This window comes from Kitasatospora sp. NBC_01539 (assembly GCF_045040525.1).
Classification (GTDB): domain Bacteria; phylum Actinomycetota; class Actinomycetes; order Streptomycetales; family Streptomycetaceae; genus Kitasatospora.
In genome coordinates, this window is record NZ_CP109390.1 from 7,497,466 (window position 1) to 7,509,749 (window position 12,284).

Annotated in this window: 10 protein-coding genes; 3 read left to right on the forward strand and 7 right to left on the reverse strand. The window is 73.1% G+C overall.

Features of this window, described 5'->3' with window-relative positions; translation table 11 throughout:
* Nucleotides 1–61: 61 nt before the first annotated feature.
* The 4 genes from OG335_RS32500 to OG335_RS32515 form a co-directional block, all read right to left on the reverse strand.
* Nucleotides 62–1,183 (reverse strand): M24 family metallopeptidase, encoded by a 1,122-nt coding sequence (locus OG335_RS32500; RefSeq protein WP_405014713.1) that lies wholly within the window; start codon nucleotides 1,181–1,183, stop codon nucleotides 62–64.
* 31 nt (nucleotides 1,184–1,214) lie between these two features.
* A complete protein-coding gene (locus OG335_RS32505) occupies nucleotides 1,215–2,564 on the reverse strand; it encodes a dipeptidase (protein ID WP_405014714.1) in 1,350 nt (449 codons plus the stop codon).
* 64 nt (nucleotides 2,565–2,628) lie between these two features.
* Nucleotides 2,629–3,069 carry a hypothetical protein gene (locus tag OG335_RS32510; protein ID WP_405014715.1) on the reverse strand — a complete coding sequence of 147 codons (441 nt, stop codon included), beginning with the start codon at nucleotides 3,067–3,069 and terminating at the stop codon, nucleotides 2,629–2,631.
* Nucleotides 3,066–4,544, reverse strand: a complete 1,479-nt coding sequence (locus tag OG335_RS32515; protein ID WP_405014716.1) for an APC family permease — start codon at nucleotides 4,542–4,544, stop codon at nucleotides 3,066–3,068. The genes OG335_RS32510 and OG335_RS32515 overlap by 4 nt, the downstream gene beginning before the upstream one ends.
* A gap of 409 nt (nucleotides 4,545–4,953) precedes the next feature.
* On the opposite strand from OG335_RS32515, the gene OG335_RS32520 reads away from it, so the two are divergent.
* From OG335_RS32520 to OG335_RS32530, 3 genes are all read left to right on the forward strand, one after another.
* The gene (locus tag OG335_RS32520) at nucleotides 4,954–6,471 is read left to right on the forward strand and encodes an alkaline phosphatase (RefSeq protein WP_405014717.1); all 1,518 of its coding nucleotides are present in this window, start codon (nucleotides 4,954–4,956) and stop codon (nucleotides 6,469–6,471) included.
* Between the two features lie 76 nt (nucleotides 6,472–6,547).
* Nucleotides 6,548–7,057, forward strand: a complete 510-nt coding sequence (locus OG335_RS32525; RefSeq protein ID WP_405014718.1) for a hypothetical protein — start codon at nucleotides 6,548–6,550, stop codon at nucleotides 7,055–7,057.
* Nucleotides 7,058–7,406: 349 nt separating this feature from the next.
* Entirely contained in the window at nucleotides 7,407–7,775 is a 369-nt protein-coding gene (locus OG335_RS32530) for a DUF6083 domain-containing protein (RefSeq protein WP_405014719.1), read from the forward strand.
* Between the two features lie 26 nt (nucleotides 7,776–7,801).
* Here OG335_RS32530 and OG335_RS32535 read toward each other — a convergent pair whose 3' ends face one another.
* From OG335_RS32535 to OG335_RS32545, 3 genes are all read right to left on the reverse strand, one after another.
* Nucleotides 7,802–10,195, reverse strand: a complete 2,394-nt coding sequence (locus OG335_RS32535; protein ID WP_405014720.1) for a glycoside hydrolase family 2 protein — start codon at nucleotides 10,193–10,195, stop codon at nucleotides 7,802–7,804.
* Nucleotides 10,196–10,289: 94 nt separating this feature from the next.
* Complete coding sequence (locus OG335_RS32540) at nucleotides 10,290–11,189, reverse strand: carbohydrate ABC transporter permease (RefSeq protein WP_405014721.1); 900 nt, start codon at nucleotides 11,187–11,189, stop codon at nucleotides 10,290–10,292.
* Nucleotides 11,186–12,157, reverse strand: a complete 972-nt coding sequence (locus OG335_RS32545) for a carbohydrate ABC transporter permease (protein ID WP_405014722.1) — start codon at nucleotides 12,155–12,157, stop codon at nucleotides 11,186–11,188. The genes OG335_RS32540 and OG335_RS32545 overlap by 4 nt, the downstream gene beginning before the upstream one ends.
* Between the last annotated feature and the right edge of the window lie 127 nt (nucleotides 12,158–12,284).

Consider the following 12,284-nt stretch of genomic DNA (forward strand, 5'->3'; position numbering starts at 1 on the left):
CAGGCCGGTCGCCCCTGAGGAACGGCGCCGGGGCAGCGGCGCCCGGGGCGACCGTGCGGCCTCAGCCGACGATGCCGAGGTCGTGCGGGGTGTTGTTGAACCTCCGCCCGCCGGTCGCGGTGACGGTGACGATGTCCTCGATCCGCACGCCGAAGCGGCCGGGCAGGTAGACGCCGGGCTCGATGGAGAAGCACATGCCGGGCACGAGCACCTGCCGTTCGCCCTCGACCATGTACGGCGGCTCGTGGGTGGTGAGCCCGATGCCGTGGCCGGTGCGGTGGATGAAGTAGTCGCCGTAGCCGGCCTCGGTGATGACGGCGCGGGCCACCCGGTCGACCTCCTGGCACTCGATGCCGGGCCGTACCGCCTCGAAGGCCTTCTGCTGGGCGCGGCGCACCACGTCGTGCACCTCGCGGACCTCGGCGGGCACGTCCTCGCCGACGTGCACGGTGCGGGTGGTGTCGGAGCCGTAGCCGTCCTTCAGCCCGCCGAAGTCGAGGACGACGGTGTCGCCCGCGCCGATCGTCCGCCCGCCGGCCTCGTGGTGCGGGTTGGCGCCGTTCGGGCCGGATCCGACGACGGTGAAGTCGACCTGGCTGTGCCCGTACTCACGCAGCAGGCCGGCGAGGTCGGCCGCGACCTCGTTCTCGGTGCGCCCGGCGAAGGCGACCTTCAGGATCCGCTCGTAGGCGGCGTCGGCGGCCGCGCCGGCGGCGGCGAGGCGTTCGAGCTCGTCGGCGTCCTTGACGGCCCGGAGCATCGGCAGAGCGCCGGTGAGGGAGGCGTACGAGCTGTCGGGGAGGGCCTCCTGCAGGGCGAGGAGGTGCAGGGCCCAGGCCGAGTCGGAGATGCCGTACCGGCCGGCGGGGTCGAGTTCGGGGGCGACGGCGGTGCGGTAGGGGTCGGTGCCGTCCGTCCAGTCGGCGAACCGGACGGCGGCGGCGCCGGGTGCGGCCTCCGCGTCGGGGCGTTCCAGCCTGGGCACGACGAGCACGGGCTCCCGGCCGTCGGCGAGCAGCAGGGCGGTGACCCGTTCGGTGACGGCGGTCGGGCGGTAGCCGGTGAGGTAGGTGAGGTCGGGTCCGGGCGTGACGACCAGCCCGGTGAGCCCGGCTTCTGCGGCGGCCCGCGTGGCGCGGGCCATCCGGGCGGCGAAGTCGTCGGTGGTGAACGGGTGCGGCATGGCGGGCCTCCGGAGGTGTGCGGCGGTGCGTTCAGGCGCGTCCGGCAGCGTAGTGCTGCAGGAACAGCGCCTCGACGTGTGCCATGTGCTCGATCTCGCCGGGGTCGACGCTCTCGTTGGGTGCGTGGATGAGGCAACCCGGCTCCTCCACGCCCATCAGGATGATCTCGGCGTCGGTGTACGTGTCGGCGAGGACGTTGCACAGCGGGATGGACCCGCCCTGGCCGAGGAAGGCGATCGGCTTGCCGTACACGGCCTGCACGGCGCGGTCGAGTGCCGTGTAGGCGCGGCCTCCGGTGGCCGCGCTGAACGGCGCGCCGGTGCTCTCGGTCTCCACCTCGACCTTCGCCCCCCACGGTGCGGCGGACTGCAGGTGGGCGGTGAGTGCGTCGCGGGCGTGGCCGGGGTCGGTGCCGGGCGGCACCCGGAGGCTGACGCGCGCGCGGGCGGTGGCGGGGACGGCGGCGGCCGAGCCGATCACCGGCGGGCAGTCGATGCCGAGCACGGTCACCGCGGGCCGCGCCCAGAGCCGGTCGGCGACGCTGCCGGAGCCGGTCAGGGCCACGCCGTCGAGCACGCCGGCGTCGGCGCGGAACTGCTGCTCGTCGTAGCCGACGCCCTCCCACCGGCCGTTCGCGTCGAGGCCCTGGACGCGGGTGCCGCCGTCGGCGTCGCGCAGCGAGTCGAGGATGCGGATGAGTGCGGCGAGGGCGTCCGGGGCGGGGCCGCCGAACATCCCGGAGTGCATGTTGCCGGTGAGGGTGGAGACGGTCACGACGACGTTGGCGAGGCCGCGCAGGCTGGTCGTGGCGGTGGGCACGCCGACGGCGGCGTTGCCGGTGTCGCAGATCAGCAGCGCGTCGGCGTGCAGTTCGTCGGGGTGCTGCCGGACGTACGCCTCCAGGCCGCCGGTGCCCTGTTCCTCGGAGCCTTCGGCGACGAACTTGATGCCCACCGGCAGGGCGTCGCCGAGCGCCCGCAGCGCGGTGAGGTGCATGACGATGTTGCCCTTGCAGTCGGCGGTGCCCCGGCCGTACCAGCGGCCGTCACGTTCGGTCAGCTCGAAGGGCGGCGAACTCCAGGCGTCGTCGCCGAGCGGCGGCTGCACGTCGTAGTGGCAGTACAGCAGCACGGTCGGTGCGCCGGGCGGGGGCGGCCGGTGGCCGAGGACGGCGTGGCTGCCGTCCGGCGTCTCGGCGAGGTGGACGTCGCGCAGGCCTGCGTCGGTGAAGGCGGCGGCGACCCACTCGGCGGCCTGCTGGCACGCCTCGGGCGGGTACTGCCGCGGGTCGGCGACGGACGGGATGGCGACGAGTTCCGTGAGGTCGGCCTTGGCGCGGGGCATGAGGGCGGCGATCCGCCCGGCGAGGTCGTCGGTCATGGGCTGGGGGCTCCTCGGTGCGGACGCCGGCCGGTCCCCGGGTCGGGGCACGGCCGGCGCGGCGTCAGTTGTTCACGGTGTCGTCGGTCTCGAGGTCGTCCAGCTTGTTGCGGAAGGCGTCCAGCTGGTCGGGGCAGTACACGTTCAGCACGATGGCCTCGGCCTCGACGGCCCGGGCGTCGGCGACGATCGGGCGCTGGCCGGGCCCGGTGGCGCCGTTGGAGAGGTTGACCTTCCACAGGGCGTTCTTGAGGGCGCCGGCCGGATTCTCGCAGACGGCGCCGCCGTCGGTGCCGAGCAGGCGGGCGATCTGGCCCTGGTCGGGTACGGCCGGGTAGCCCGCCGCGACGAGATCGTCGGAGAGCTGCGCGGCCTTGCGGTAGGACTCGTTGGTGGCGTGCTGCTGGGTGTAGGTGATCAGGCCGATGACCACCATGGCGACCAGGAGGACGATCGCGCCGATGTAGATCCACCGGTGCCGGGCGGCCATCTCGGTCCGGCTCATGCCGCACCTCCCTCGGCCTGCGCCTCCGCTTCCGGCCGGCGCCAGGACGGCTTGCGGAACTTCAGGAACGCGTACGGGATGATCACGCCCAGCAGCAGCAGGCCGCTGCCGATGAAGAGCACGTACGACCAGACGCTGCCGCCGCTGAACTGCGACGACGGCACGAAGCCGATGATCATCGCGGCGGCCGACGCCAGCAGGCCGGTCACGCAGAGCACGACGAGCGCCGGGGCCCGGTAGCCGCGCGGGTGGTCGGGCTGGGTGCGGCGCAGGCGGATCGCCGCGGCGAACATCAGCAGGTACATGATGAGGTAGACCTGCGTGGTGATCACCGAGAAGATCCAGTACGCGCTGGAGACGTTCGGGATGAAGGCGTACATCAGCGCGATGGCGGTGGTGACGATGCCCTGGGTGACCAGGATGTTCTGCTGGATGCCGTGCGCGTTGAGCCTCTGCAGGAACGGCGGCAGGTAGCCCTCCTGGCGGGAGATCAGCAGCAGCCCCTTCGACGGGCCGGCGAGCCACGTCAGCATGCCGCCGAGGGAGGCGGCGACCAGGCCGACGGCCACGACCGGTGTCAGCCAGCCGATGTGGAAGTGCTGGAAGAACGCGTCGAAGGCCTGCATCACGCCGGCGGTGAGGCTGAGCTGGTCCGAGGGCACCACCCAGCTGATCGCCAGGGCCGGCAGGATGAAGATCAGCAGGACCAGGCCCATGGCGAGGAACATCGACTTCGGGAACTCCTTCGCCGGGTTCTTCAGCGAGGAGACGTGCACCGCGTTCATCTCCATGCCGGAGTAACTCAGGAAGTTGTTGACGATCAGCACCAGGCTGGCGAGCCCTGTCCAGGCCGGCAGGATGTGGTCGGCGTTCATCGGCGCCGCCGACGGGTTGCCCTGGCCGAGGAAGACCATGCCGAGCACCACCAGCAGCGCACCCGGGATCAGCGTGCCGATGACCAGACCCCAGGAGGCGAGCCCCGCGACGGCGTTCGTGCCGCTCGACGAGACCCACACGCCGGTCCAGTACAGCACCATGATCACGATCGCGGTGTAGAGCCCGCTGTTCGCCAGCGCCGGATTGATCACGTACGCGATCGTCGACGCCACGTACGCCAGCAGGCTCGGGTAGTAGAAGATCGTCATCGCGAACTGGCACCACACCGCGAGGAAGCCCAGCGGCTTCGACAGCCCCTGGGACACCCAGTTGTAGACGCCGCCGTTCCAGCCCGACGCCAGCTCCGCCGACACGAGCGCGGTCGGCAGCAGGAACACGACCGCCGGGACGAGGTACAGGAACACACACGCCAGGCCGTACACCGCCATGGTGGGCGCGGCCCGCAGGCTGGCCACCGAACTGGTGGTCATCAGCGCCAGCGTCAGCCAGGTCAGCCGCGGAGCGGACACGGCCTGCACGGCCCGCGTGGTGGTGTCGGACCTCCCCGCGCCGTCGGCCGGTACGTCCATCGCACTCATCGCGCTCTCCTTCCGGCAGCCCACAGGGCTGCCCACCCACCATTCCCGGCGTCCGGGGCCGCCGCATCCCACCCGGGCCGTCGGGGTGCCGGAACAACCGGAACGGGCCACCCGAAAGGCGCAGCCCGCCGCGCACGGGCATGATCGGACCCGTCGTCGGCCCGCTGCGCCCCTCCGCCCGGCCGTGCCGGAGCCGGGTCCCACCCCTCGGTGCGGGAGCCCGGCCCTCACCGGATCCGCGACCCGCCCCCTCCCGCCGCTGACGCGCGGTCAGCTGTTCGACCGTCCGTCATGCCGGCGGCGGTGCGGGTTCACCTCGTGCTCATAGCGTCGCAGCCGCCCGGCCCGGCCCGGGTGTGCGAGCGGCCCCGACCGGCCGCGCGCGCCGACGTGTCGAGGAGACACCCTGATGCAGCGCAAGGCCTTGAAGGCCGCCACCGTGCTCGCCCTCTCGGGCACCATGGTCGGCGGCGCGGCGGTCACCGCCAGCTCCGCGCCGTCCGACCGCGGCGACCGCCACGCCGACATCCGCAACGTCATCTACCTCGTCGGCGACGGCATGGGCCGGACCCACGTCACCGCCGGCCGGGAGCGCTTCTACGGTGCGGCCGGCCGTCTCGCGATGGAGAAGCTGCCGTTCACCGGCGCCGTCGCCACCTACGCCGTCGAGAAGGACAGCGCCAAGCCCGCGCTCGTCACCGACTCCGCCAGCTCCGCGACCGCCTGGTCGTCCGGTGTGAAGACGTACAACGCCGCCCTCGGCGTCGACGCGTACGAGAAGCGGGTCGCCACGCTCATGGAGCAGGCGAAGGCGGCCGGTTTCGCCACCGGCAACGTCTCCACCGCCGAGATCACCGACGCCACCCCGGCCGGGCAGTTCAGCCACGCCCTGCTGCGCGGCTGCCAGGGCCCGGTCTACTCGGACGCCGCCTGCCTGCCCAGGAAGGCCGACGGCAGCTACGAGACCGCGCCCGCGGACCGCACCCTGGTCACGCCGATCGCCGAGCAGATCGCCCGCAACGGCACGGCCGACGTCGTGCTCGGCGGCGGCCTCGCCCGCTTCGAGCCCGACGACCAGAAGGCCCTGGAGGCCCAGGGCTACCAGGTGCTCGGCAGCTTCGGCGACGCCGCGCTGCCCGCCCAGACCGCGGCCAGCCAGAAGGCCGCCACCAGGGCCGACCTCGCCGCCGCCAAGGGCCGCAAGGTCGTCGGCCTCTTCAACCGCGGCAACCTGACGGTCGAGCAGGCCAAGGCCGCCCTGCCGGACGGCGCCCCGCAGAAGCAGGAGCCGACCCTCGCCGAGATGACCGGCAAGGCGGTCTCGCTGCTGGCGAAGGGCAACCGCACCGGCTTCTTCCTCCAGGTCGAGGGCGCCCAGATCGACAAGCGCTCGCACGCCAACGACGCGGCCCAGACCCTCGGGGAGATCAAGGCCTTCGACGACGCCGTCGCCGCCGCCGTGGACTTCGCGAAGAAGGACGGCCACACCCTCGTCGTCGTCACCGCCGACCACGAGTGCGCCGGCTTCAACATCATCGAGAAGGGCTCCTACACCAACGCCGAGGCGGTGGCCCCGCCGGTCAACGTCGACGGCGGCAACACCGCGAACAACAGCTCGCCGTCGCGCGCGGCCGGCGGTGCCAAGGACCCGGCCCGCTCCACCGGTCCCGTCAACGGCGCCGGCTCCGCGGACGCGAAGAACTTCGCCCCCGCCACCTTCCGCACCCCCGACGACCCGGCAGGCGTCGCCGACGGCAGCGCCGACGCCAGCCTCTGGCTCACCTACCTCTCCGGCAACCACACCGGCGCCGACGTGCCGATCTTCGCGTACGGCCCCGGTGGCGAGCGCTTCGCCGCCAGCCAGGACAACACCGAGCTCTACGGCAAGATGTACCGCTCGCTGTTCGGCAAGGCCCCGCGGCACTGACCTGACCCGCACCCGACGGCACCGGGGCCGGGAGGCGGCACACGCCTCCCGGCCCCACCCCACTCCCAGGAGCACGATGAAGCACCGTCACCCCGGCCTCCTCGCCGCGGCCCTTCTCGCGCCGGTCCTCCTCGCCGGATGCTCCGGTAGCCCGGCCGCACCGGAGCCCCCGGAGGCGCTGCCGACCGTCTCCCTGCCCGCGCCGCGACAGGCCGCCGCCCCGGCGGCCGCACTGTCCGCCGCGCCCCGCCCGGGCGAGGTCCGCCTGGAGGACGGGCCGTTCACCGACCGGGTCCGCCTCACCGGCCTGAAGCTCGCCGCGGACGGCACGGTCACCGGCCACCTCGCCGTGACCTCGGACGTCAGCGACGTGCTCGCCCTCGAACTCCGCGCCGCCTACTACGACGCCGCCGGGCACCTGGTCGGCACCGGCACCCTGGAGTACCAGGAGGAGGAGGCCGCGACCGGCCGCCACGACGGGCCGCGCGCCGCCGGTGACGGCATCGACGTCACCGTCACCGGCCGCGGCCTCACCGGCACCCCGGCCGCCGCCGTGCTCTCGCTGCCGGTGCTCGTCAACGAGTAGCGGCACCACGGCCCCGAGCGGGGCGGGACGGGGCCACGACCCGGAAGGAGACCGTCGGGAGGGTGCGCGGCACCTGCCGCCGCGCGGGCGTCGACGGCCGCCGGGTGGGCGGTGTCCCCGGTGAGGGTGGAAAATCCGGTTCGCCCCGCTGCGTGTCGTGATCTCCGGTTACGGTCGGTTCCGGCGGGCGGGGGACAGGCCGGACGGGAGAGCCGGCGTCCGGTCCGCCGAGGGAGGGTGGGAGATGGGCGGTCAGGAACCGTGCGGCCGGTGCGGGGCGTACGGCGGGCACGGCGCCCGGTGCGGGCAGGGTGGCGAGACCGGGCCGCCGCCCGGACCGCGGGAGCCCGTGGTGCTGAGACTGGTGCTCGACGGGGCGATGGCGCAGGTCCGGGCCGCCGCCGCAGGTCGTCGTGCGGACGACGCCGTCGAGGGCCGCCGCGCGGTGTGCGCCTCCTGCGGAGCGGCCGCCCGGTGGCACCGCACCGTGCACGGGCGCTGGATGCTGGTCGAACCGGGCGACCACCCCACCCTGCTGGTGCCCCCCGGCCACCGCTGGCGGATCGCGGGCGACGGCACGGTGGTCAACCTGCGCGCCGCCGCCCCGTCCGACCACTGCCGGATCCGCCACCCGGACGTCTGCCCGGCCGGACCGGTCCCGCGGGACCCGTACCTTCGGAGCGTGCGCAGCCGGAGCACCCGGAGCCTCGGCGCCTGAACCGGCCGGCCCCGCCGGCCGACGGGTCAGCGCTCCCACGCGCCCCCGGCACGGCGCTCGTTGACGCAGCGCAGCACCGGCGCCGAGACCAGGGCGGTCGGGTCGAGCACGGCGTCGGTCGTCACGTGGAAAGCGGCCTGCTCGCCGGGCAGCAGGGTGAGCATCATGTCGTCCACCCACGCGTCGGCGGCGAGCCGGTCGGGGAAGAGCGCGAGCTCGCGCAGCAGCGTACGGGCCGTCACGGTGACCCGGTAGCCGCCGTCGACGCGTTCCGCCCGGGCGTCGAACTCCGCCTCCGGCAGGGCGGCTTCGAGGTCCTCGGTGCAGAGCGCGACCGTGCGGTGGCCGTCGATCGCGGCGACCAGCAACTCCCGGGCCGGGTCGGCCGGGCCGTCCGTCATGGCGGGCAGCCGGAGCACGCCGTGCGCGTCGAGGTCGACGGCGTGGACCTCCCCGGCGAGCAGCGTGCCGTCGAACCGGTGCCGGGTGACGGAGAGTTCACCCTTCCAGCGGTCCGCCGCGCCGTTGACGAGCACCACCTCGCCGTCGCGGACGGCGAGCAGCCGGTCGGCGTAGACGCGGCGCAGCGCGTACCAGAGCGGCTTGCGGCGGCCGTCGCCGTCGACCGCGGCCCAGGAGGTCACCGGCCAGCAGTCGTTGAGCTGCCAGACGATGGTGCCCCGGCAGTGCGGGGCGAGTGCGCGGAAGTGCTCGATGCCGTAGGTGATGGCCCGGGCCTGGTTGAGCTGGGTGAGGTAGTGCCAGTCGTCGTAGCCGGACGGTTGCGGGAGATGGGCGCCCAGGCCGCGCAGCAGCTTGGCGTTGCCGTCGGTCGCCTTCTGGTGGTGCAGCACGAGCGGTGCGTCCTGGTGGAGTTCGCCGCTGACGGCCCGCCGGAGGGTGGCGTGCGCGGGCGGCCCCTGGAAGCCGAACTCGGCGACGAAGCGCGGCGCGTAGGCGCCGTAGCGGGTGTAGTCCTCGCGGTTCCAGACGTCCCAGATGTGGACGGTGCCCTCGGCGGGGTCGTTCGGCGGCAGGTCGGGGCGGCCGGAGTACGGCGTGCCGGGCCAGTACGGGCGGGTGGGGTCGAGTTCGGCGACGAGCCGGGGCAGGAGGTCGTAGTAGTAGGCGGCGCCCCAGCTGCGTCCGGCGAGGCTGTCCTGCCAGTCCCAGTCGGCGTGGCCCTCGATGTTCTCGTTGTTTCCGCACCACAGCACGAGGGACGGGCGGTGCACGAGGCGGGCGATGTTCTCCCGTGCCTCGGCCTCGACCTCGGAGCGGATCGGCTCCTCCTCGGGGTAGGCGGCACAGGCGAAGAGGAAGTCCTGCCAGACGAGCAGGCCGAGTTCGTCGGCGAGCTCGTAGAAGTCCTCGCTCTCGTACATGCCGCCGGCCCAGACCCGCAGCAGGTTGACGTTGGCGCCGAGGGCCTGGCCGAAGCGGTCGGCGAGCCGTGCGCGGGTGACACGGTTGGGGAACGCGTCGTCGGGGATCCAGTTGGCGCCGCGCACCTCCACCGGCGTGCCGTTGACGCTCAGGGTGAAGGTCGCCGGATCGAGGGCGACCTCGCGGAAGCCGATCCGGGCGTTCCAGGAGTCCCGGCCGGGCAGGTCGACGGCGAGGTCGTAGCGGGTCTGCGCGCCGTGGCCCCGCGGGTGCCACCGGTCGGGGGCGGGGACGTGCAGGTCGAGACGGGCGGTGCGCGCCCCGGGGGCGAGGACGGCCTCGCCGGTGACCCCGGCGACGGCGGCGCGGACGGTGACCGGCCGCTCGTCGGCGCGTTCGACGCGTACGTGCACCCGGACGTGCCCGTCCGGCCCGTCGAGGGTGACCTCGGGCCTGACCTCGGCGAGGCGGGCGCCGCTCCAGCTCTCCAGGCCGACGGGCTTCCAGATGCCCGCGGTGACGACGGTCGGGCCCCAGTCCCAGCCGAAGTTGCAGGCGGTCTTGCGGATGAACGGGTACGGCTCGGTGTACGGGCCGGGCCGGTCGCCGAGCGCGGCCTGCAGCGCCTCGGCGTACGCGTAGGCGGAGTCGAACCGCACGGTCAGCGTGTTGGCACCCTCCCGCAGGAGGTGGCGCACGGGGAAGCGGTACGAGCGGTGCTGGTTGGCCGTGCTGCCGAGGCGGGTGCCGTTGAGGGTGACGGTGGCGACGGTGTCGAGGCCGCGGCAGACGAGGTCGGTGCGGTCGTGCGGGTCGGGCGTCCAGGTGAAGGTGGTGCGGTACTCCCACACGGTGCGGCCGATCCACGCCAGCCGGGTCTCGTTGTCGTCGAGGTACGGGTCGTCGACGAGCCCGGCGGCCAGCAGGTCGGTGTGGACGCACCCGGGCACGGCAGCGGGCACGTCGGCGATCTGGACGTCCTGCGAGACGGCGGTGAGGGTCCAGCCGTCGTGCAGGGCACGGAAGGCGGTCACGCGGTCCTCCTGGGCATCGTGGGCGTCGTGGACGGGAACGCGGGGCGGTCACCGCGCCGCCCGTGGCGGGGCCGGTCCGCCGCGGGCGGCGCGGTCACTTGGTGGCGCCCTGGGTGAAGCCGTTGTAGATGAAGCGCTGCAGCAGGAGGAACGCCAGCAGGGTCGGCAGGATCACGAGGATCGCGCCCGCCGAGATCGCCTCCCAGTGCGCGCCGAACGGCCCCTTGAAGCGGAACAGCGCGGTGGAGATGACGCCCATGTCCTCGCCCGGCATGTAGAGGAACGGCGTGTAGAAGTCGTTGTAGACCGTGATGCCCTTGATGATGACCACCGTGGCGATCGCCGGTTTCAGCAGCGGCAGGATGATCTTCCAGTAGATGGTGAGGGAGTTGGCCCCGTCGATCCGCGCGGCCTCGTCGAGCGACACCGGGATCGAGCGGATGAACTGGAGGAAGATGTAGATCGCGACGATGTCGGTGCCCGTGTACAGCATGATCGGCGCCCACCGGCTGCCGAACAGGCCCAGCCCGTCGACCACTTGGAAGGTCGCCACCTGCGTGGTCACCCCGGGCACGAGCGTCGCCACCAGGAACAGCCCCACGACGGCCTTCTTCAGCCGGAAGTCGAACCGGTCGATCGCGTACGCGGTCATCGAGCCGATCAGCACCGTGCCGGTGATCGAGAAGGCCAGGATGAAGAGGGTGTTGCCGAAGGCCGTCAGCATGTGACCGTCGCGGAAGGCCGTCCCGTAGTTCGCGAGGTTGAACCAGTCGCCGGGCGGGGTCAGGGCGCCGCTGCCCGCGGCCATCTCCTCAGGCGTCTTCAGCGAGGTCATCAGCACCGCCACCAGCGGCAGCAGCACCACCAGCGAGGCCAGGACCAGCGAGAAATACTTCAGCACCCCGAGCAGGGTCTGCGGGCCGCCCGCCCGGCGGCCGGCGCGTGCCGCGGGCGGGACCGGGCGGGACGGGCGGGCAGGGGAGGCGACGCTCATACGACATCGACCCTTTCGTCGGGCACCAGCCGGCGCTGGACCCACGTCACGAGCAGGATGATCAGCAGCAGCACCACGGCCGCCGCCGAGGCCAGCCCGGTCTTGTTGAACTGGAACGCGAGCTTGACCGTCTGGATGACGAAGGTCTTGCTGTCGCCGGAGCCGCCCGTCATCACGTACGGGATCTCGAAGACCGACAGCGAGCCGGAGACCGCCAGGATCACGCTCAGGCTCAGCACCGGCCTGATGCCCGGCGCGATGATGTGGCGGAACTGCTGCCAGCGGTTGGCGCCGTCCAGCTCGGACGCCTCGTACAGCTCCGACGGGACGGACTGGATCGCCCCCAGGAACAGGACGAAGTTGAGGCCGAGGTAGCGCCAGACCGACACCCCCGACAGCGAGACGTTGACGAGGTCGGGATCGCCCAGCCACAGGTGCCTGCCGTGGTGGCCGAGCAGCGACAGCACGGAGTCGAGCGTGCCGCCGCTCTGGAAGAAGTAGAGGAAGACGAAACCGACGGCGACCCCGTTGATCAGGTACGGGAAGAACAGCACGCCCTTGAAGAGGTTCCGGAAGCGGGTGCTGAAGCTGAGCAGCGTGGCGAAGTACAGCGCCACCGCCATCTGCAGCACCGACGCGGCGAGGTAGTAGCCGCTGACGAAGAACACCCGGAACAGCTCGGGCCGGGTGAACAGCTGTACGTAGTTGTCGAATCCGACCCACGCCTTGTCCGGGCTGACGCCGTCCCAGTCGGTGAGGCTGTAGGAGAGCATCCCGGCGATCGGCACGTACGTGAAGGTGACCAGGAGCGCCAGCGGCGCGAGGAGGAACAGCCACGGGGTCAGCCGCGGCGCGCGGCGCCGGGCCCCCGGGGAGGGCCGCCGCGGGCCGGCGCCGACCGGCGGCGGGAGGTCGGCCGGGGCGAGCCCGTCCGTGCTGCGCCCGGTCGTTGTGCTCTGCCGGCTCATGCCTGCCTCTCTCCGCGGAGTGGATCGTGGACGTGGACCTGGACGTGCGCGTGGAGGTGCGCGTGCGCGTGGGGTGCCGGACGCGGACGGCTGCGGCGCGGTGCCGGCGGCCGGCCCGGTGCGGGCC

Coding starts and splice junctions, on each gene's coding strand:
- OG335_RS32500 (WP_405014713.1), bottom strand. CDS start 1,183: ATGCCGCACCCGTTCACCACCGACGACTTCGCCGCCCGGATGGCCCGC.
- OG335_RS32545 (WP_405014722.1), bottom strand. CDS start 12,157: ATGAGCCGGCAGAGCACAACGACCGGGCGCAGCACGGACGGGCTCGCC.
- OG335_RS32540 (WP_405014721.1), bottom strand. CDS start 11,189: ATGAGCGTCGCCTCCCCTGCCCGCCCGTCCCGCCCGGTCCCGCCCGCG.
- OG335_RS32505 (WP_405014714.1), bottom strand. CDS start 2,564: ATGACCGACGACCTCGCCGGGCGGATCGCCGCCCTCATGCCCCGCGCC.
- OG335_RS32520 (WP_405014717.1), top strand. CDS start 4,954: ATGCAGCGCAAGGCCTTGAAGGCCGCCACCGTGCTCGCCCTCTCGGGC.
- OG335_RS32515 (WP_405014716.1), bottom strand. CDS start 4,544: ATGAGTGCGATGGACGTACCGGCCGACGGCGCGGGGAGGTCCGACACC.
- OG335_RS32525 (WP_405014718.1), top strand. CDS start 6,548: ATGAAGCACCGTCACCCCGGCCTCCTCGCCGCGGCCCTTCTCGCGCCG.
- OG335_RS32510 (WP_405014715.1), bottom strand. CDS start 3,069: ATGAGCCGGACCGAGATGGCCGCCCGGCACCGGTGGATCTACATCGGC.